Source organism: Pseudomonas sp. CCC3.1 (genome assembly GCF_034347405.1).
GTDB lineage: Bacteria > Pseudomonadota > Gammaproteobacteria > Pseudomonadales > Pseudomonadaceae > Aquipseudomonas.
This window is the reverse complement of the sequence record NZ_CP133778.1, coordinates 4,605,152-4,623,079: the sequence shown is the minus strand read 5'-3', so window position 1 is coordinate 4,623,079 and position 17,928 is coordinate 4,605,152. Positions and strand designations below refer to the sequence as shown.

Sequence of the window (17,928 nt, the reverse complement as noted above, 5' to 3'; positions counted from 1 at the left end):
AACAGAGCAAAGCAGGCATAATACGCGGCCCCAGATAGCGTAATGCCTGCCGTGAACACACCATCCTTCCCTGAATCGCCTAAAACCGCTGTGCGCCCCTCGGCCTGTCCGGGGTTGCTGCGCATTGTTGACGCGATGGACGGCGGGATTTGTCGGGTCAAACTCGCAGGCGGTTCAATCACCGCCGCGCAGGCGCAGGCCGTGGCCGATGTTGCGCAGCGCTACGGCCGCGGTGTGATCGAGGCGACCAACCGCGGTAACCTGCAAATTCGCGGCGTGGGTGCGCAACATCGTGAACTGATCGAGCCGCTGCTCGCCGCCGGGCTCGGGCCAGCCACTGCCGCCAGTGACGATGTGCGCAATCTGATGCTCAGTCCCAGCGCCGGGATCGACCCGAACAGGCGCCTGGACACATGGCCGCTGGCCCGACGCATCCTCGCCAGCCTTGAGCAAACACCCCGTTTTTCCGAGCTGTCGGCCAAATTCGCAGTGCAACTCGACGGCGGCGAGACGCTGGCCATGCTCGAACACCCGCACGATCTCTGGTTGTCGGCCATTGAGCTTGAAGGGCAAGCGTGTCTGGCATTCGGTCTGGCAGGTTGCCCAGCGCACAATCCGGCGCTGGCCGCGGTACCTGAAGCGCAAGGCCATGAGTTGGTGATGGCCGTGCTCACGCTGTTTCTGGATCTGGCACGCCCGGATCAGGCACGCATGCGGCACCTGCTTAAGGAGGTCCCGGCGCAACAGTTTGTGCAGCGCTTGGCCGAGCGTCTCAGCGTGCCCTTGATTCCCGTGGCGCATTGGCAACGAGAATCGTCAGCCAGCGCGTTGCACATTGGCACTTATCCACAGCGTGAAGCAGGCCAGGTCTACATTGGCGCGGTCCCGCCGCTGGGTCGGCTGGATGCTTCTATGCTCAGCGGATTGGCGCAACTGGTGACCACGTACGGCGATGGCACGCTGCGTTTCACCCCTTGGCAAAGCGTGCTGCTGCCCAATCTGCGGGCCGAAGATGCGCTTGCGGTGACGCAAGAGCTACAGGCATTGGGGTTGATGTGCGACGCGGCGCAGCCGTTGGCACACCTGATCGCGTGTACGGGGTCGAGTGCCTGCGTCAAAGGCCTGGCCGATACCAAACAGGATGCGCTGCAATTGGCCTCACAGCTGACGCGGCCGCTGAGCGTTCATTTGAGTGGCTGTGGGCGATCTTGCGCGGCAGCGCATGTGGCGCCCGTGACGCTGCTGGCGGTGGCACCCGGTCATTACGACCTCTATTTACGTCATGCAGAGCAACCCGGTTTCGGGGTTCTGCATGAGCGCAATCTTACTATTGAAGCGGTAAGCGCCTTACTCGACGCTCACCAACGGAGCAACACCGATGATTGATTACATCCGCGATGGTCAGGAAATCTATCGCAACTCTTTCGCCATTATTCGTGCGGAAGCCAAGCTCGATAGCATCCCGGCTGACCTTGAAAAACTCGCGGTGCGGGTGATTCACGCGTGCGGCATGGTCGATGCCATCGAAGACCTGCGCTTCTCGCCCGGCGCAGGCAAGGCCGGGCGTGATGCGCTGGCGGCAGGTGCACCGATTTTGTGTGATGCGCGCATGGTGCTCGAAGGCGTGACCCGTACCCGTCTGCCCGCCAACAATCAGGTGATCTGCACCCTCAAGGAAGACGGCGTTGCCGAGATGGCGCAGGAGAAAGGCAACACCCGTTCGGCAGTTGCACTAGAGCTGTGGCGCCCGTATCTGGAAGGCAGCGTCGTGGTGATCGGCAACGCACCGACCGCGCTGTTTTACCTGCTGGAAATGATCGACGCCGGGGCGCCAAAACCGGCGCTGATTCTGGGCTTCCCGGTGGGCTTTGTCGGCGCTGCCGAATCCAAGGCCATGCTGGCGGCTGACAGCCGTGGCGTGCCGTTTGTGATCATGCAAGGCCGCCGCGGTGGCAGCGCAATGGCCGCTGCGGCGGTCAATGCACTCGCAACGGAGATCGAATAATGACCCCGCCAGGACGTTTGATCGGGCTGGGCGTCGGCCCCGGTGACCCGGAGCTGATTACCGTTAAAGCCTTGCGCCTGCTGCGTGAGTCGCCGGTGGTGGCGTACTTTGTCGCCAAAGGTAAAAAAGGCAACGCGTTCGGCATCATCGAAGCCCACCTGCAAGGCGCGCAAAGCCTGATGCCGCTGGTGTACCCGGTGACCACAGAAGCGCTGCCTGCGCCGTTGTCGTATGAGCAAATCATCAGCGATTTTTACGATCAGGCCGCTGAAGATGTCGCTGAGCACCTGCAAGCCGGGCGTGACGTTGCGGTGATCTGTGAAGGCGACCCGTTTTTCTACGGCTCCTACATGTACCTGCACGACCGTCTGGCCCAGCGTTTTGAAGCGCACGTGGTGCCGGGCGTGTGTTCGATGCTGGGTGGCGCTTCGGTGCTGGGCGTGCCGCTGGTGTATCGCAACCAAAGCCTGAGCGTACTGTCGGGCGTGCTGCCCCACGACGAACTCAAGCGCCGTCTGGCCGATGCCGACGCTGCAGTGATCATGAAGCTGGGCCGCAACTTCCATAAAGTCCGTGAAGTGCTGGACGAATTGGGCCTGGCCGAGCGCGCGCTGTACGTTGAGCGCGCGACCATGAGCAACCAGAAAATCGTCCCGCTCAATGAAGTGGAACCGATGTCTTCACCTTACTTTTCGCTGATCATCGTGCCCGGTGAACGGTGGCAAGGATGAGCCGCCCGGCACCGGCCATTGTCATTTTGGGCAATGGCAGCCTGAACACGGCGCGGCGTATCCAGCAGTGCTACCCCCAGGCGAAGATTCATGGCCTGGCCGAGCGCGTTGACGGCGCAGACCTGACTTACAGCGACTTTGGCGCCACAGTCCGTCAGCTGTATCAGCAAGACACGCCGATTATTGCGCTGTGCGCGGCGGGCATTGTGATCCGCACGCTGGCGCCGTTGTTGCTGGAGAAAGGCGCTGAGCCGCCGGTGCTGGCCGTGGCGGAAGATGCCAGCGCCGTGGTGCCGCTGTTGGGTGGTTTGGGCGGGGTGAATGACATGGCGCGGGAAATCGCAGCCGGTTTGGGCATCGCCCCGGCCATCACCACCAGCGGCGAGTTGCGTTTTGGCACCTGCCTGCTCAACCCGCCTGCGGGCTATGCCTTGGGCGATCTGGAACTGGGCAAACGTTTTGTGTCGGACCTGCTGGCCGGCGAGTCAGTGCGTATTGAAGGGGATGCGCCGTGGCTGGCCAAGGCGCAACTGCCAGAAGACCAGCACGCGCGCTTGGCCATTCACGTGAGCAGTGCTGCGCGTGAGCCTGCGGCCGACGAGTTGTTGATCTACCCGCGTAACGTGCTGTTGAAGACCGCCAATGAGGTCTCGGCGCACACCCTGCGTGACGCGTTGCAGGAGGCGAAATTGGCCTGGCAATCGTTGGCGTGCGTGGTGGCCGATGATCGCTTGATGGCCAGTGCCGAGTTGCGTGACGCGGCCCGTGAGCTGGGTGTGCCGCTGCGGTTTGTAAGCGCGGATGAGTCAGATGTGCCTGCCGCGTGGCAGGCGTTGGGCAACGGCTTAACGTTAGGCGTGGCCGCCGCCCCGGTAGACCCGCATCAGATAGGTCGTCCCCGTGGCCGTCTGGCAGTCATCGGGCTGGGTCCGGGCGCTGCTGAGTTGATGGTGCCTGCGGTCAAGGCTGAACTGGCCAAAGCCAATGATGTATTGGGTTATGAAACCTACGTGCGCATGGCTGGGCCGTTTCGTGCTGACCAAGTGCTGCACTGCACGGACAACCGCGAAGAAATGCAGCGCGCGCGGCACGCCTTTGAACTGGCGGCCCAAGGGCGTTCAGTGGTGGTGGTGTCGTCCGGCGACCCTGGCGTATTTGCCATGGCGGCGGCGGTGCTTGAGGCGTTGCACGAGTCCACTGACCCGCTATGGCATAGCGTCGATCTGGAAATGCTGCCCGGTGTTTCAGCTTCGCTGGCCACCGCTGCACAGGCGGGTGCGCCGTTGGGGCATGACTTCTGTGTGATGTCGCTGTCCGACAACCTCAAGCCCTGGAGCATCATCGAAAAGCGCCTCGACCTGGCTTCCCAGGCTGATTTGGCCCTGGCGTTCTACAACCCGATTTCCCGTTCGCGCCCTTGGCAACTGGGGGTGGCGCTGGAAATTGTCGCGCGTCATCGCACGCCGCAGACTCCGGTGGTATTGGGACGTGATATTGGTCGCCCCGGCCAGACATTACGCGTCACCACCTTGGGAGAGCTGACCCCCGAGCAGGTCGACATGCGTACCATGGTCATTGTCGGGTCGTCCACCACGTGTACATTCCCGCGAGCCGATGGCCGTGACTGGGTGTATACGCCGCGTTGGTATGGCGAGAAGCCCTAGGCTCTGTACGAAATGTATCTACGCTCGGTTATGCGGCGTTGAAAACAGGCTTGCCTAACCTTCGCTCGAAAAATTTCGTACAGACTCTAAGTGCGACGTCTCTAAACGATGAACTCAATGGCCCTTAAGGGCCATTGTTGTTTGTGTTGTGGCCGTTAACTAAGAGGCTATGAAATATTAAAAAAACAAGTGGGAGTTTTCAGGCGCAGGCCTTTGTTTGGATGTCTGAATAAAGTGTTTTGTGTGTGTGTTTGTTCGTTGTTGTTTTAATTGTTGGCGCAGAAGGCAGTGTTTGGGGTTTGGTAATAATTGGTATGGGGTTGTTTTTTGCATTGTTGTCGCGAGGGGGCTAAGTTTTATTTACCCGGCAAGGAAAGTCCGGTCATTAAATTGCATGGAGTATGTCGTTATGGAATTCGTTAAAGACCAACTGCCAACCGCTGAAGAAACAGCGCTGTTTTTTAAATCTCTGCCTGCCGTTCCGCAGCCTATCGTTCCGCAGACTAGGGTTGCAAGGCTAAAAGCTAAATCGTTGGCGCCTGAAAATACTGGGGAAGAGGCTTTTATGGGGGTAACATCCCCTGTTGTTGTTGCCTTTGCGGATGGTGTTTCCGCCGAAAAACGCAGCGCGGTTATGAAGAGCGTAGAGTTTGCGGAGAAATATGCCGATACAGAGGCGTCTCGTAAATTTGAGCCTATGAAGTGGTATATGGCTTATGGACATGCTCTTAATCACATCGGTTGGACTACCCCCAATTTTTTATTTCACGATTACGATACGTCGAAAATTAATGTCACGATGGACGCCCTGGTACTGGATATTATCGCGCAGGTTGCGGGTATTAATAAGGCGGCGTTCCTGCCTTTGATGGGCAAAGTACTTGATACGATTAAAAATGATAACGCGCTCATTACATTGTTTGATAACAATAGTAAGGGCGAAAACATAGGCCGTTTCCAGCTTTTGCCGTGCTTGGAGTCCCGTGAGGGTACTCCCGTTGCAGTCTTTGCCGGCTTGGAGTGTGCTTTCAGATCGGACGAGGGCGGAGCATGGTTCTGGAAGTGGAAAAGTTCGAATCTTGAAGTTCAAAAATCATCGTCGGTGATTGAGATGACCTTCGACACTTACAAGCGTGCCGAGCCTCAGATTTTCGAGTGGCTTGGTCAAGAGCAAGATAATTTTTTTAAGCGTATTAAAAGGTCCTGAGCAGATAAGTCCAATAGGGGTTACGGTTCTTTCAGGTCTGTTGGGCTTTAATAAATATTATGTTGGCGGCGTTCATTGAGCGCTGCTTTATATCAGGTGAATTGATGAAGGGGCGCCGTAAGTGATGTGTGACTATGAAATGAAGGTTGTGTCAGGGCAGTTAATCCTATTGCATAAGACATTAGCTGGTCAGATTAAAAAGGATGTTTTGAATGGCCAGTTGTATGCGCAGTTATACGCCAGTGATAATGCAGACAAGTTCTCTGAAACAGTAGCGTGGGACCAGTGGCTGACTAGCGCGAGAGTTAAGTTGAAATGGTCCGCACCTTTTACACGGGCTAGTCGTCCGCAGCCAGCTGACGAAGCAAATATCAATGCGACGACGTTGGTCATGGAGCAGTTTGCCCATGCTCCACATTTTGATTCATCTGTGATGGAGGAGGCCGTCAGGGGTGGATTGAAAGCATTGGCTAGCTCGCCAATTGCACAGAAAGTATTTTTTGATTCGGTGCTGCGGGCGACGAAGCCTGATTCATCGTTGAAGACCGCTGAGCGTTCAGACATTCTTGTGTACGTTAGCGTGGTCAGCCCTAAAGCTCACATGATTGATGTTCAGATCAGCTTTTCCGTGCATCAGTTATTGGACGAAAACTTGTTCGATCAATGCTTCGCAGGCAAGGACGTTATCGGGCCGATGTTGTTGTCAGTCTCGGAATTTGAACTGGATACGTCGCAGTACAGCCTTGTCAGAGACGATGTCATTGCCGGCCTTGAGGGGGCTGACGCGACACTGATTATTGATCTCGACTTACCTCCTCCTGCCATTGTTATTACACCCTAGACGTTTCAGTGCACGGGTAGCAAAAGCCATCGGATGGCACCAGCACAAGGAGTGCGACGTGAATATTGAAAATTGTTTCATTAGTAATAAGAACTCCCCCTGTTTCAGGTCGGTATTGTCTGTGCTTGGGAGGACGTTCCAATGAGTAGTCGATCAATCATTGCAGGCGGCAGTGTTGTGTCATTTGTGGATGGTATTGCGGCTGAAGATCAAAGCGACATCATGAACAGTATTGGTTATGCGCAACTCATGGCCGATCGGCACTGTGATCGTAGGAAACAGCTGGCTGACTGGTTTGAGGTTTTCACCGATGTCTTGATGGACGTAGGGTGGGAGGTGGATGAGGAAGTAATGGACGCCGATGTGCCGGTCCAAAGTGCCTATGACAGCCTGGAAGAGGCTGCGCTGCTTAACCTGCCGGGCCTGAAGCAAGCGTCACTGAGAAAAGTGGTAAGGGATTCAATTGAGGCGTTACGGCTTGATTCCATTGCTCAAGAGATCTTTGAGGGGCGTTCTCGCTCCGGACGCATTGCTTATTATCAGTTCGTGCCTTGTGAGTCCCGTAAAGAATCGGGCAATTATATCTATGTGAGTGGGCTGCGAGTCAGTTCCCGTTTTAATGTAAAAAACATATTGTTCAATGGTCGCACCCTTCGTGAAACCGATGTTCTCGACACGCAATTAATATGGGCCGGTTTTTATCTGAAGCCAGAGCATTACGATAGTCACCGGGCTGCTGTATTGGAGGGAATGGCCCAAGTACGAGATGATTTTTTTAGAAGGCTGAAGCGCTGAGTCATTCGATTTGCCCCTTGAGCGGAAGTGGTACTGACCGCTCAAGGCACCAAATAACCTTTTATCCCGGTAAAGATGATCTGTGCCGCCAGTGCGCAGACAAAGAGCCCCATCAGTCGGCTAATGATTTGCAAGCCTTGTTCGCCCACAATGCGCTCGATTCTGTTGGACAAGTAAAGCACCAGCCCAACCGTCAGGCTGGCCATGACAATACTCGTAATCGCCATCAGCTTGTCATCCCAGTGGGGCTGACTGACGCCCATCACCAGTAACGCACCAATGGTGCCGGGGCCAACAGTGATCGGAATGGTCAGCGGCACAATGGTGACGTCTTGCTGAACATTGTCGCTCTGCACGGCAGATTTGCCTTGGGCCATGCCCAGCGCGGAGATGAACAACACACTGCCGGCGCCAATGCGAAAGGCATCGACCGTGATGCCGAAGACGCTAAAAATCACCCGTCCAAACAGGTACAGCAATACGCTGGAAATCACGGTTGCCAGCGCGACTTTCCAGGCCAGGCGACCCCTTTCCTTGTTTGAATAGCCGCGAGTCAGGCTGATAAAACACGACAGGACGAAGAACGGGCTGTAGAGCACCAGCATCTTCAAATACACACTGAACAAAACATGCAGCATGGTCTGGGCTCACATCGCAGGAAGTCGCCGAAAGTCTATCAGGGGTTTAGCGGTCTGTCGGTACGCCTAGGTCATGTAGTCAGGACGGTTGAGCCTGGGATTGACGCAGCTCACGTTGAGCCACCCAAAACTCAACCAATTCACGCAGTTGCGACAGCTCGACAGGTTTGGCCATATGCCCATCCATGCCCGCCTGGCGCGCACGCTCCTTGTGTTCGGCCAGAATGTGCGCGGTTAACGCGACCACCGGTGTACGTACACGCTGATGGCTGACTTCCCAGGCGCGCAATTGTTCGGTGGCTGAAAAACCATCCATCACCGGCATTTCACAATCCATGAGCACCAGGTCGTAGCGCTGGGTTTTCATGGCTTGCAGGGCTTCGGCACCGTTACTGGCGGTATCGGGGTGCAAGTTGAGTTTGCTCAACATGCCGCGAATGACCTTGGTCGAGATGTTGTTGTCCTCGGCCACCAGAATGCGGAAGTTGCTGGGCACGGTAATAGGTGCTGATGGGCCGTTGCTCAGGGTGTGCGCTACGGCATGCCCGTTGTTGCGCTGGGTCAGTTCGTCAGCCAGGGTGGTTTTCAGGGTGTAACCTGCCACGGGTTTGGCCAGAATGCGTTTGATACCGCAGTTTCGCGCAATGATCTTGCTCGGGGCGTTGCTGATGCCGGTGAGCATCACCAGCAGAATGTCGTGATTGAGGCTTGGGTCTTCTTTGATTTTGGCAGCCAGTTGCATGCCGGTCATGCCGGGCATGTTCTGGTCCAGCAAGACAATGTCGAAGTAATCACGCAGGTGCGCCTTGGTGCGCAGCAAAGCGAGTGCTTCTTTGCCGGAGGCGGCGGCGCTGACATTCAAGCCCCAGGCCGAGCATTGCTGCACGAGGACTTTACGGCAGGTGTCATTGTCATCGACGACCAGCACTCGGGCGCCTTTGAGCGGGCCGTCCAGATCCGAGGTCGGGTGCTCAAGGTGCTGTGGGTCCAGCGGCAGGGTCAGCCAGAAATTGGTGCCTTTGGTTTGCCCGGTCTTGATCCCGAATTCGCCGCCCATCAGGGTGATCAGCTGGCGGGCAATCACCAGCCCCAAATGGCCGCCCAGGCGGGTGGCCGCGAGGAAGTTTTTGCTGTGCAGTTCGGCGTGCAACAGTGCGTCGCGCTCTTCCTCGTCCATAGGCTGGCCCGAGTCCTGAACGGCAATCCGCAAGCGTGGCGGATCACTGCGTTCTTCCAGGGCAACCACAATCAGGATCTCGCCCTCGTCGGTCTTCTTCAGCGCACTTTCGAGCAGGCTCAGCAGGGTTTGGCGCAAGCGCGTTGGGTCACCGCTGATCACGCGTGGCACTTGCGGCTGGATAAAGCTGATGAGTTCGACGTTTTGCTGTTCGGCCTTGGTGCGGAAGATGCTCAGGCAATCATCAATGAGCGCGTTAAGGTCGAACTGCACATCGTCGAGTTCGATCTGCCCGGATTCCAGTTTGGAAATGTCGAGAATTTCGTTAATCAGTGTCAGCAGTTCGTTGCCGGCGCTGTGGATGGTTTGCACGTAATCGCGTTGTTTGACAGATAACGGCGTACCGAGCAGCAATTCAGTCATGCCCAATACGCCGTTCATCGGTGTTCGAATCTCATGGCTGATCTTGGCCAGAAACTCGGCTTTGGCATTCACTTCGGCATTGCTGGCGGCCAGGTCGCAGCTGATGCTGAACTGGTCTTCCGTGATGCTGCGGGTGCGCTCGCTCAAGGCCACGCTCATCAGCAAACCGCTGACACACACCACGCTCATCAGGGCCAGCACCAGCTCTTGCGGGGCAATCAGGGTCAAGCCCAGCAGGGACGGCAGGATCACCAGCGTGCCGATGTTGAAGATCACCATCGCTACCACAAACAGGCGGGCCGGTCGGTAGCCCTGTTGCCAGTGGTAAACCGCCACCAACAGGATGCTCAGGCTTGCCAGCCCGACCAGTGCGTAAGTAATGAGGTTAAGCGGCAGGCTGTCGAAGAACAGCAGCAACAGGCCGCACAGGCCGATGATCAGAATGTCGATGAGCAACAGTTTGTGCAGCGGGTGCGGGCCTCGCGTGGAGAAAAAGCTGTGGGCGAACATCAGTCCGCAAGGCGCGGTCAGTATCAGCGCCAGATACGCGCCGGGGGTTTGCACGCTGTGCCACTCGGGGACCCAAGGCCCCAGCAAGTTTAAAAACAGCGCTGAGCTGGTCAGCAGCAAGGTTTCGCAGAGGGCAAGCCACAGGCTGCTGACCATGCGCGAAAAGGTAAAGCGGATCAGATTGTGCAGCACCAGCATTGCCAGGCAGCCGAGCAACAGCCCATAGAGCAAGGGCATGCCTTGGTCGGCGGCGAGCATGACGGCGGTACTGAGGGTAATGTGCGGGCGCAACTGGTGTTCAGACACCATGCGCAAGTAAACATCCAGAGGCTGAGTGGCCTGAGGCAAGGGCAGCAGGTAGTCGCTGCTCGACAGCGGCTTCTCGGTTTGAGGCAGGGTATTGCCAGCAGTGACTTCGGAAATCAGCCTGTGGTCGTCCAGGACATACAAGTCCAGGCGTGCCAGGTCCGGGGCAAAGACTCGCAGGATCTGCTCATGTTTGTCCGGCTGTAACCGGAATCGTAGCCACAAGGCCTCGCCGGGTTCGGCGGCCACCATGTGCTCAAGTTCGATGGGCGTGAATTGGTTGTTGAGCCGTGCTGAGCGTACATCGCTCAGTTGCAGGTCGCCTTGAGGATCTGAAAGCACAGACCAGTTACCGCCTGGGGCAGCGTAGGCAGGTGTCAGACAGAGCAGAGCCGTCAGCAGGGTGACGGTGATTCCTATGGCGATCCTAAGCCAGCGCACGGTGAGATCCCTTCGTAGTTTGAAGCCAGAGGCGGTAACTATGCGCGGCGCTGGAATAGTTAGGCAAGGGCTGATCCGCCCCTGCCTATCCATACGGATCTCTTATTCCTGAGACTCACCGCGTTCGCGTGCAATGGCTCGGTAGCCAATATCATTGCGGTAGAAGCAGCCGTCCCATTCGATGGCTTTGGCCAGTGCATAGGCCTGCTTTTGTGCCGCTTCAACGGTGTCGCCCATGGCCGTAGCACACAGCACGCGACCACCTGCAGTCACGACTTCGCCGGCGGCATTCAGTGCGGTGCCCGCGTGGAACACTTTGCCTTGCAGTTGTGCTGCGGCGTCCAGTCCGTGGATGACAGCCCCTTTAGCGTAGTCGCCAGGGTAGCCGCCTGCTGCCAAAACAATTCCCAGGCTTGGACGCGGGTCCCACTGCGCTTCAACCTTGTCCAGCGCCTGAGCCAGCGCCGCTTCAACCAGCAATACCAGGCTCGACTGCAGACGCAGCATCACCGGTTGGGTTTCCGGGTCGCCGAAGCGGCAGTTGAACTCGATCACTTTCGGGTTGCCAGCCTTGTCGATCATCAGGCCTGCGTACAGGAAACCGGTGTAGACATTGCCTTCTTCGGCCATGCCGCGCACGGTTGGCCAGATCACCAGATCCATCACGCGCTGGTGAACATCGGCAGTGACCACGGGAGCAGGGGAGTAAGCCCCCATGCCGCCGGTGTTCGGGCCGGTGTCAGCATCGCCTACGCGTTTGTGGTCCTGGCTGGTCGCCATTGGCAATACGTTTTTGCCGTCGACCATCACGATGAAGCTGGCTTCTTCGCCGTCGAGGAACTCTTCGATCACCACGCGAGAACCGGCTTCGCCAAATGCATTGCCCGCGAGCATGTCGCGCACGGCGTCTTCGGCTTCTGTCAGGGTCATGGCGACGATCACGCCTTTACCGGCTGCCAGGCCGTCGGCCTTGATCACGATTGGCGCGCCAACCTTTTGCAGGTAAGCCAGAGCCGGTTCGATCTCGGTGAAGTTCTGGTAATCGGCGGTCGGAATCTTGTGACGTGCCAGGAAATCCTTGGTGAACGCTTTCGAGCCTTCCAGCTGAGCGGCGCCAGCGGTTGGGCCGAAGCAGTCCAGGCCGCGTGCGCGGAACAAATCAACCACGCCGGCAACCAGCGGGACTTCCGGGCCAACGATGGTCAGCGAAACGTTCTTCTCGGCAAAATCAGCCAATTGCTCAAGGGCCAGCACGTCGATAGCGACGTTCTCGCACTTGGCTTCAATGGCGGTGCCAGCGTTGCCAGGGGCAACGAATACTTTAGTGACACGCGGGTCCTGAGCTACTTTCCAGGCCAGTGCGTGTTCACGGCCACCGCTGCCAATGATCAAAACATTCATTTCAAAAACCTCGGATGACGCTGAATTCTGTTTAGAACCTAAAGCGTTTAACGCTTCAGGAGGTTGTAATGAAGCCGGTAGATGCAAGGCGGAGCCGACCTCGATGAGCGGAGTTGCCTTTTGGCAATGAGCATCATCGAGGTCGGCTCCAACGCAGCAGATGCCGGGTTCAGTACGACCGTCGTCTAGTTAGTGACGGAAATGACGCATACCGGTGAACACCATGGCAATGCCCGCTTCATCGGCGGCGGCAATCACTTCGTTGTCGCGCATCGAGCCACCAGGCTGGATCACCGCAGTGATACCGGCCTTGGCGGCGTTGTCGATGCCGTCACGGAACGGGAAGAACGCGTCCGATGCCATCACTGCACCCTGTACCTGCAAGCCTGCGTGTTCTGCTTTGATCGCAGCAATGCGGGCCGAGTTTACGCGGCTCATCTGGCCTGCGCCGACACCGATGGTCTGACGGCCTTTGGCGTAGACGATGGCGTTGGACTTCACGTATTTGGCGACTTTCCAGGCGAAGATCAGGTCGTTGATCTCTTGCTCGGTCGGTGCGCGCTGGGTCACGACCTTGAGGTCTTCGTTGCCGATCATCTGGATGTCACGGCTCTGCACCAACAGACCGCCATTGACGCGCTTGAAGTCCCAGGCCGGTGCACGGTCTGCGCTCCACTCGCCGCAAGCCAGCAGGCGCACATTGGCTTTGGCAGCCACAATGGCGCGCGCTTCTTCGCTGACGGACGGGGCGATGATCACTTCAACGAATTGACGCTCAACAATGGCCTTGGCGGTTTCAGCGTCCAGTTCACGGTTGAAGGCGATGATGCCGCCGAAAGCCGATTCGGTGTCGGTGGCGTAGGCCAGTTCGTAAGCCTGACGGATGCCGCCTTCGGCGTCCGGGCTCACGGCCACGCCGCACGGGTTGGCGTGCTTGACGATCACGCAAGCCGGTTTAACGAAGCTCTTCACGCATTCCAGCGCGGCGTCGGTGTCGGCCACGTTGTTGAACGACAGCTCTTTGCCTTGCAGTTGGGTCGCAGTGGCGATACCCACTTCGCCAGGTTTGGCTTCAACGTAGAACGCCGCGCTTTGGTGCGGGTTCTCGCCGTAACGCATTTCCTGCGCCTTGATGAACTGGCTGTTGAAGGTGCGCGGGAACTGGCTGCGGCCTTCAGTGCTCAGGGTTTGCGCCGCCTGATTCACGGTGCCCATGTAGTTGGCAATCATGCCGTCGTAGGCAGCGGTGTGTTCAAACGCCTTGAGCATCAGGTCGAAACGCTGTGCGTAGGTCAGGCCGCCTGCCTTGAGGTTTTCCAGGACGTTGGCGTAATCGCCAGCATTGACCACGATGGCCACGTCTTTGTGGTTTTTGGCTGCGGAGCGAACCATGGTCGGGCCGCCGATATCGATGTTTTCGATGGCGGTCGGCAGGTCGCAGCCTGGCTTGTTGATGGAAGCTTGGAACGGGTAGAGGTTTACGGCTACCAGGTCGATCGGCTTGATGCCGTGCTCGTTCATGATGTCGTCGTCAATGCCGCGACGGCCGAGGATGCCGCCGTGGATTTTCGGGTGCAAGGTTTTCACCCGCCCGTCCATCATTTCCGCGAAGCCTGTGTAGTCCGCGACTTCCACTGCGGCCACGCCGTTGTCTTGCAGCAGCTTGAACGTACCGCCAGTGGACAGGATCTCGACGCCGAGGGCTTCCAGTTCACGGGCGAAATCAAGGATTCCGGTTTTATCGGAAACGCTGATTAAGGCGCGGCGGATCGGCAGGCGGGTAGTCTGATCGGTCATCTCGATTTCCATCAAAAGCAAAGGAGTCAGCAAAAAAGGCGGCCTGTTTTATCAGGACGCCTTTCAGGTTTGATTGAATGCTTACAGCAGATCGTACTGTTTGAGCTTTTTGCGCAAGGTGCCGCGATTGAGTCCCAGCATCTCGGAGGCTTTGGTCTGGTTGCCCTTGACGTAGTTCATGACGCACTCGAGCAGAGGGGCCTCGACTTCGGAAAGCACCAGGTTGTACACGTCCGTGACTTCAGCGCCCTCCAGGTGGGCGAAATAGTTGTGCAGCGCCTTTTCGACACTCCCGCGAAGGGTCTGACCTTCTTCGCTTGGCGTATTGAGGTGCTGTTTCAAATTGACGTTGTCGCTCACGGGCGTTGTTCCACTCACTAATGTCTCGGTCATCATCGTCATGCGGCCACCCATCCTTCGTCCCCTGTCCCCAGGCTCTTGTGTCGTTCGGCGAAAAACGCCTGAACGTTGGCGCATTGTGCTTCCGTATCTTCTAAACGATTGAAGTGGGCGCGGAACTCCTTGGCGCCCGGCAAGGTTGCGAGATACCAACCGACATGCTTGCGGGCAATACGTACCCCCAATACCTCCCCATAGAAGGTGTGCAATGCGGCCAGATGCTCTAGCAGAATACGTTCCACTTCGCTCATCTCCGGTGCCGGCAACAGCTGGCCGGTACGCAGAAAATGATCAACTTCGCGGAAAATCCAGGGCCGCCCTTGAGCCGCCCTGCCTATTAACAGTCCATCGGCGCCGGTGGCATCAAGCACGTGCCGGGCCTTGTGGGGTGAATCGATGTCGCCGTTGGCGAACACGGGTATCGACACCGCCTGCTTGATCGCGGCGATGGTGTCGTACTCGGCGTCCCCGGTGTACAGGTCGGCACGGGTTCTGCCGTGAACCGCCAACGCTTGAATCCCGGCCTGTTCGGCGATTTTTGCCACCGTGAGGCCGTTCTTGTTGTCCCGGTCCCAGCCGGTCCGGATCTTCAGGGTGACCGGCACATCAACCGCAGCCACAACGGCCTGCAGGATCTCGTTCACCAATGCTTCGTCTTTCAGCAACGCGGAGCCAGCGGCCTTGTTGCAGACCTTTTTTGCCGGGCAACCCATGTTGATATCAATAATCTGTGCGCCCAGTTCCACGTTGGCCCTGGCGGCATCTGCCAGCATTTGCGCATCACCGCCAGCGATCTGTACCGAGCGGGGCTCGGGATCACCGTCGTGAATCATGCGCAGGCGCGATTTGCGACTGTTCCAGAGACTCATGTCACTGGTCACCATTTCCGAAACAACCAGGCCTGCACCCATCCGTCGACAAAGCTGACGAAAGGGCTGGTCGGTGACCCCCGCCATAGGGGCGAGAATCAAACCGTTGTGCAATGTATATGGGCCGATGCGTACCGCCGACATAGGACTTCCCTGTTGTGGGGCCGGATCTTGGGAGTTCGAAAAAGGGTTGGCATGATACCCGCTCTCGATGACTGGATAAAGACGAAATTGGATGATTTTTGAACAATAGGGGCTGAAAGCCAGCTTTCAACCAGCTACAAGCTTCGAGCTACAAGCTGCAAGAAGAAACAAATCTGCTTTTAGCTTCAAGCTTGCGGCTTGAAGCTTGCCGCTAAAAGCGCAGAGCGCTCACTCGGGCGAGTGAAAACTCAGGCTGTAATTCACCGCTTTCGGGCCCGGATCAAGGATGTCGAGGGCAATGTGGATGGGCGTCTGTGGCGGCATTTCAGCCTTGCCAGCCAGGTCGCCGCTCAGGTATTCGCCGGGTTTGAAGCGACGACTGGCGATCATTTTTCCGTTCAGGTCGGCAAAACGCAGTTCCAGCAGCGGGAAGGGCTGGGAAAACGGCGCGCGGTTGTAGAGGATCGCATCCACCACCAGCGCTCCGGCGAACTCAGGGTGGCTGCGCACCACCAGATTGCTGCTTTTGATACGGTCTATGTCGACCTTCGAAGGCACCGTGCAGCCAATCTGTGGGCACAGTTGCTGGAACAACGGGCGATATTGGTCCTGGCGGGCCAGTTCATCGAAGTGATTGGCAATGTATTGCCCGGCCAGTGCCGCTGCGGCCAGCAGTACCAGTAGCGCCCAGAACAGGCGCTTGCCCCACGGCGTGCGGCGCTTTTGCCAGTCCAGGTGCAAAGGATCGTCTACCAGATCCAGCAACATGTCCTCACGCACGCCCGGTTCGCTGCGTTTGTGCTTGTGTTTGACCAGCGACGGTGGGGCCAGTGGCTCATCGTCATCGTTGTCATCAATGGCAGACAGGTGTTCGACGCGCCCTCCCAGCTCATCGTCATCCTCTTTGGATAGCTTGAGCGGCGGGGTGTCATCGGGCTCGTCGAGGTCCAGCGACAGAGACGGTTCGGTGCGCCCTGTGTCGGCGGGCTCGACGTCTTTTTCTGTGGCTTTTTCTGCGGCTTCTGCGGCCTTGGCGGCCAGGGCAGACGTCTCGGCGCGTTCTGACGCCGAATCGCTGAATAGGCTGTCAGACCATTCGCCTTCTTCGGCATCGGCTGTGTCACGACGTGCGCTCAGGGCGCTGTCTTTGCTCTTGGTCGGCTGGCCGAAACTTTTGCTGGGCTGAATCTCCAGCTCTTCAAGTTTGGCCAGCTCTTCGTCCAGATCCAGATGTTCGAGGTCCAGTTCGGCCGCTTCCCAATGCGCAGGGCTGACGGCCTTGGGCGCGACAGGCGGTTCGGTCACCTCGGGCTCTGCCACAAGTGGCGTCACAGTTGTAGGCAACTGCTCTTTTTCAGTGCCTTTATTCAGCAGTTGCTGTGCGGCATTGAACACTTGCAGGCAGGCACCGCAGCGCACCACTCCGCGAGCCATGCTCAGTTGAGAATGGCTGACACGGAAGCTGGTTTGGCAATGTGGGCACTGTGTTACGAAGCTATCGCTCATGCGGCCATCCGGGTTAGGCAGGCGGTCATTCTAGCGCCGACGACCACTGATGCGCACCCAGCCGTCGCGATTGGCGATGGGGTCCAGATCAAAGTCTTTAGCGTAGGCTGCGGCAACATCTTCGCCCTGTTCGGCGAGGATACCGGACAGTGCCAAACGGCCACCTGGTTTGACCAAGCTCGACAGCTGTGGCGCCAGCGATACCAGCGGACCGGCCAGAATGTTGGCGACCAGCACATCGGCCTGAACCTGGGGCAGGTCTTCTGGCAAATACAGCGGGAATAGCTCAGGAGCGATGTTGTTGCGCCCGGCGTTATCGCGCGAAGCTTCCAGCGCTTGTACGTCGATGTCGGTGCCGACCGCTTCTTTGGCGCCCAGCAACAGGGCGGCAATGGCCAAAATGCCCGAGCCGCAGCCGAAGTCCAGCACGTTGCAGTCGTTGAGGTCCTGACCGTCCAGCCATTCCAGGCACAGCGCGGTGGTGGGGTGCGTGCCAGTGCCGAACGCCAGGCCCGGATCGAGCAGCAGGTTGACGGCTTCTGGCTCAGGGGCGGCGTGCCAGCTTGGCACAATCCACAGGCGCTGGCCAAAACGCATGGGCTCGAAGTTGTCCATCCAGCTGCGTTCCCAGTCCTGGTCTTCGATAACTTCGGCGTGGTGCTCAGGCAGCGGCGAGCCGGTCAGCAGTTCCAGATGGGACAGCACGAGTTCAGCTTCGGTGCCGCCTTCGAACAGTGCCAGCAAATGGGTGTGCGACCACAGCGGGGTGGTGTTGAGTTCCGGTTCGAAGATCGGTTGGTCTTCGGCATCCATGAACGTGACAGAAACGGCGCCGACTTCGAGGAACGCGTCTTCGTAGGTTTCGGCTTGTTCTGGGCTGATGGCGAGGCGTACTTGCAGCCAAGGCATGGCGGGCACCTTTGAAAAATAAGAGTGTGCAGCCGAAAGGGCTGCGAGAAACGCGCCAGTTTACGCGAGCGCAGGCATAGCGGGTAATCAAAAAACGATGAAAAGCGCTGCTGATGGTGATGCTGTCGCGGGCAAGCCCTAATGCCAGTCAGTTAACGCATATCC

At 57.8% G+C, this 17,928-nt stretch carries 15 protein-coding genes; 7 read left to right on the top strand and 8 right to left on the bottom strand.

The window, feature by feature from the left end:
* Nucleotides 1-42 precede the first annotated feature (42 nt).
* From cobG to RHM56_RS20225, 7 genes are all read left to right on the top strand, one after another.
* Nucleotides 43-1,386, top strand: a complete 1,344-nt coding sequence (gene cobG / locus RHM56_RS20255) for a precorrin-3B synthase (protein ID WP_416194866.1) — start codon at nucleotides 43-45, stop codon at nucleotides 1,384-1,386.
* Complete coding sequence (locus RHM56_RS20250; protein ID WP_322235417.1) at nucleotides 1,379-2,005, top strand: precorrin-8X methylmutase; 627 nt, start codon at nucleotides 1,379-1,381, stop codon at nucleotides 2,003-2,005. The genes cobG and RHM56_RS20250 overlap by 8 nt, the downstream gene beginning before the upstream one ends.
* Nucleotides 2,005-2,736: a precorrin-2 C(20)-methyltransferase gene (locus tag RHM56_RS20245; protein WP_322235414.1), complete on the top strand. Its 732-nt coding sequence runs from the start codon at nucleotides 2,005-2,007 to the stop codon at nucleotides 2,734-2,736. The genes RHM56_RS20250 and RHM56_RS20245 overlap by 1 nt, the downstream gene beginning before the upstream one ends.
* Entirely contained in the window at nucleotides 2,733-4,400 is a 1,668-nt protein-coding gene (gene cobJ / locus RHM56_RS20240; RefSeq protein WP_322235412.1) for a precorrin-3B C(17)-methyltransferase, read from the top strand. Before RHM56_RS20245 ends, cobJ begins: the two co-directional genes overlap by 4 nt.
* 409 nt (nucleotides 4,401-4,809) lie before the next feature.
* A complete protein-coding gene (locus tag RHM56_RS20235; RefSeq protein ID WP_322235410.1) occupies nucleotides 4,810-5,607 on the top strand; it encodes a hypothetical protein in 798 nt (265 codons plus the stop codon).
* Between the two features lie 124 nt (nucleotides 5,608-5,731).
* Nucleotides 5,732-6,448 carry a hypothetical protein gene (locus RHM56_RS20230; protein ID WP_322235406.1) on the top strand — a complete coding sequence of 239 codons (717 nt, stop codon included), beginning with the start codon at nucleotides 5,732-5,734 and terminating at the stop codon, nucleotides 6,446-6,448.
* Nucleotides 6,449-6,589: 141 nt separating this feature from the next.
* Nucleotides 6,590-7,243 carry a hypothetical protein gene (locus RHM56_RS20225; RefSeq protein ID WP_322235404.1) on the top strand — a complete coding sequence of 218 codons (654 nt, stop codon included), beginning with the start codon at nucleotides 6,590-6,592 and terminating at the stop codon, nucleotides 7,241-7,243.
* A 41-nt stretch (nucleotides 7,244-7,284) separates the two neighbouring features.
* Here the strand turns inward: RHM56_RS20225 and RHM56_RS20220 are convergent, their stop codons facing one another.
* The 8 genes from RHM56_RS20220 to prmA all read right to left on the bottom strand — a co-directional run bounded on the left by RHM56_RS20220 (nucleotide 7,285) and on the right by prmA (nucleotide 17,763).
* Complete coding sequence (locus RHM56_RS20220) at nucleotides 7,285-7,881, bottom strand: MarC family protein (protein WP_322235401.1); 597 nt, start codon at nucleotides 7,879-7,881, stop codon at nucleotides 7,285-7,287.
* 79 nt (nucleotides 7,882-7,960) lie between these two features.
* Nucleotides 7,961-10,738 carry a hybrid sensor histidine kinase/response regulator gene (locus RHM56_RS20215; protein ID WP_322235399.1) on the bottom strand — a complete coding sequence of 926 codons (2,778 nt, stop codon included), beginning with the start codon at nucleotides 10,736-10,738 and terminating at the stop codon, nucleotides 7,961-7,963.
* Nucleotides 10,739-10,840: 102 nt separating this feature from the next.
* The gene (purD, locus tag RHM56_RS20210) at nucleotides 10,841-12,139 is read right to left on the bottom strand and encodes a phosphoribosylamine--glycine ligase (RefSeq protein WP_322235396.1); all 1,299 of its coding nucleotides are present in this window, start codon (nucleotides 12,137-12,139) and stop codon (nucleotides 10,841-10,843) included.
* A 189-nt stretch (nucleotides 12,140-12,328) separates the two neighbouring features.
* Complete coding sequence (gene purH / locus RHM56_RS20205) at nucleotides 12,329-13,936, bottom strand: bifunctional phosphoribosylaminoimidazolecarboxamide formyltransferase/IMP cyclohydrolase (RefSeq protein WP_322235393.1); 1,608 nt, start codon at nucleotides 13,934-13,936, stop codon at nucleotides 12,329-12,331.
* A gap of 81 nt (nucleotides 13,937-14,017) precedes the next feature.
* Nucleotides 14,018-14,338, bottom strand: coding sequence for a DNA-binding transcriptional regulator Fis (gene fis / locus RHM56_RS20200; RefSeq protein ID WP_019408796.1), 321 nt, complete (start codon nucleotides 14,336-14,338; stop codon nucleotides 14,018-14,020).
* A complete protein-coding gene (dusB, locus tag RHM56_RS20195; protein ID WP_322235391.1) occupies nucleotides 14,335-15,348 on the bottom strand; it encodes a tRNA dihydrouridine synthase DusB in 1,014 nt (337 codons plus the stop codon). The genes fis and dusB overlap by 4 nt, the downstream gene beginning before the upstream one ends.
* Nucleotides 15,349-15,576: 228 nt before the next feature.
* A complete protein-coding gene (locus RHM56_RS20190) occupies nucleotides 15,577-16,854 on the bottom strand; it encodes a DUF3426 domain-containing protein (protein WP_322235388.1) in 1,278 nt (425 codons plus the stop codon).
* 30 nt (nucleotides 16,855-16,884) lie between these two features.
* The gene (prmA, locus tag RHM56_RS20185; RefSeq protein WP_322235385.1) at nucleotides 16,885-17,763 is read right to left on the bottom strand and encodes a 50S ribosomal protein L11 methyltransferase; all 879 of its coding nucleotides are present in this window, start codon (nucleotides 17,761-17,763) and stop codon (nucleotides 16,885-16,887) included.
* Nucleotides 17,764-17,928 lie beyond the last annotated feature (165 nt).

What these genes read in the sequence shown, in the direction of transcription:
- purH (WP_322235393.1), bottom strand. Translation starts at nt 13,936, where the DNA reads ATGACCGATCAGACTACCCGCCTGCCGATCCGCCGCGCCTTAATCAGC.
- cobG (WP_416194866.1), top strand. Translation starts at nt 43, where the DNA reads ATGCCTGCCGTGAACACACCATCCTTCCCTGAATCGCCTAAAACCGCT.
- RHM56_RS20225 (WP_322235404.1), top strand. Translation starts at nt 6,590, where the DNA reads ATGAGTAGTCGATCAATCATTGCAGGCGGCAGTGTTGTGTCATTTGTG.
- RHM56_RS20220 (WP_322235401.1), bottom strand. Translation starts at nt 7,881, where the DNA reads ATGCTGCATGTTTTGTTCAGTGTGTATTTGAAGATGCTGGTGCTCTAC.
- RHM56_RS20245 (WP_322235414.1), top strand. Translation starts at nt 2,005, where the DNA reads ATGACCCCGCCAGGACGTTTGATCGGGCTGGGCGTCGGCCCCGGTGAC.
- purD (WP_322235396.1), bottom strand. Translation starts at nt 12,139, where the DNA reads ATGAATGTTTTGATCATTGGCAGCGGTGGCCGTGAACACGCACTGGCC.
- fis (WP_019408796.1), bottom strand. Translation starts at nt 14,338, where the DNA reads ATGACGATGATGACCGAGACATTAGTGAGTGGAACAACGCCCGTGAGC.
- RHM56_RS20235 (WP_322235410.1), top strand. Translation starts at nt 4,810, where the DNA reads ATGGAATTCGTTAAAGACCAACTGCCAACCGCTGAAGAAACAGCGCTG.
- cobJ (WP_322235412.1), top strand. Translation starts at nt 2,733, where the DNA reads ATGAGCCGCCCGGCACCGGCCATTGTCATTTTGGGCAATGGCAGCCTG.
- RHM56_RS20250 (WP_322235417.1), top strand. Translation starts at nt 1,379, where the DNA reads ATGATTGATTACATCCGCGATGGTCAGGAAATCTATCGCAACTCTTTC.
- prmA (WP_322235385.1), bottom strand. Translation starts at nt 17,763, where the DNA reads ATGCCTTGGCTGCAAGTACGCCTCGCCATCAGCCCAGAACAAGCCGAA.
- RHM56_RS20190 (WP_322235388.1), bottom strand. Translation starts at nt 16,854, where the DNA reads ATGAGCGATAGCTTCGTAACACAGTGCCCACATTGCCAAACCAGCTTC.
- RHM56_RS20230 (WP_322235406.1), top strand. Translation starts at nt 5,732, where the DNA reads ATGTGTGACTATGAAATGAAGGTTGTGTCAGGGCAGTTAATCCTATTG.
- dusB (WP_322235391.1), bottom strand. Translation starts at nt 15,348, where the DNA reads ATGTCGGCGGTACGCATCGGCCCATATACATTGCACAACGGTTTGATT.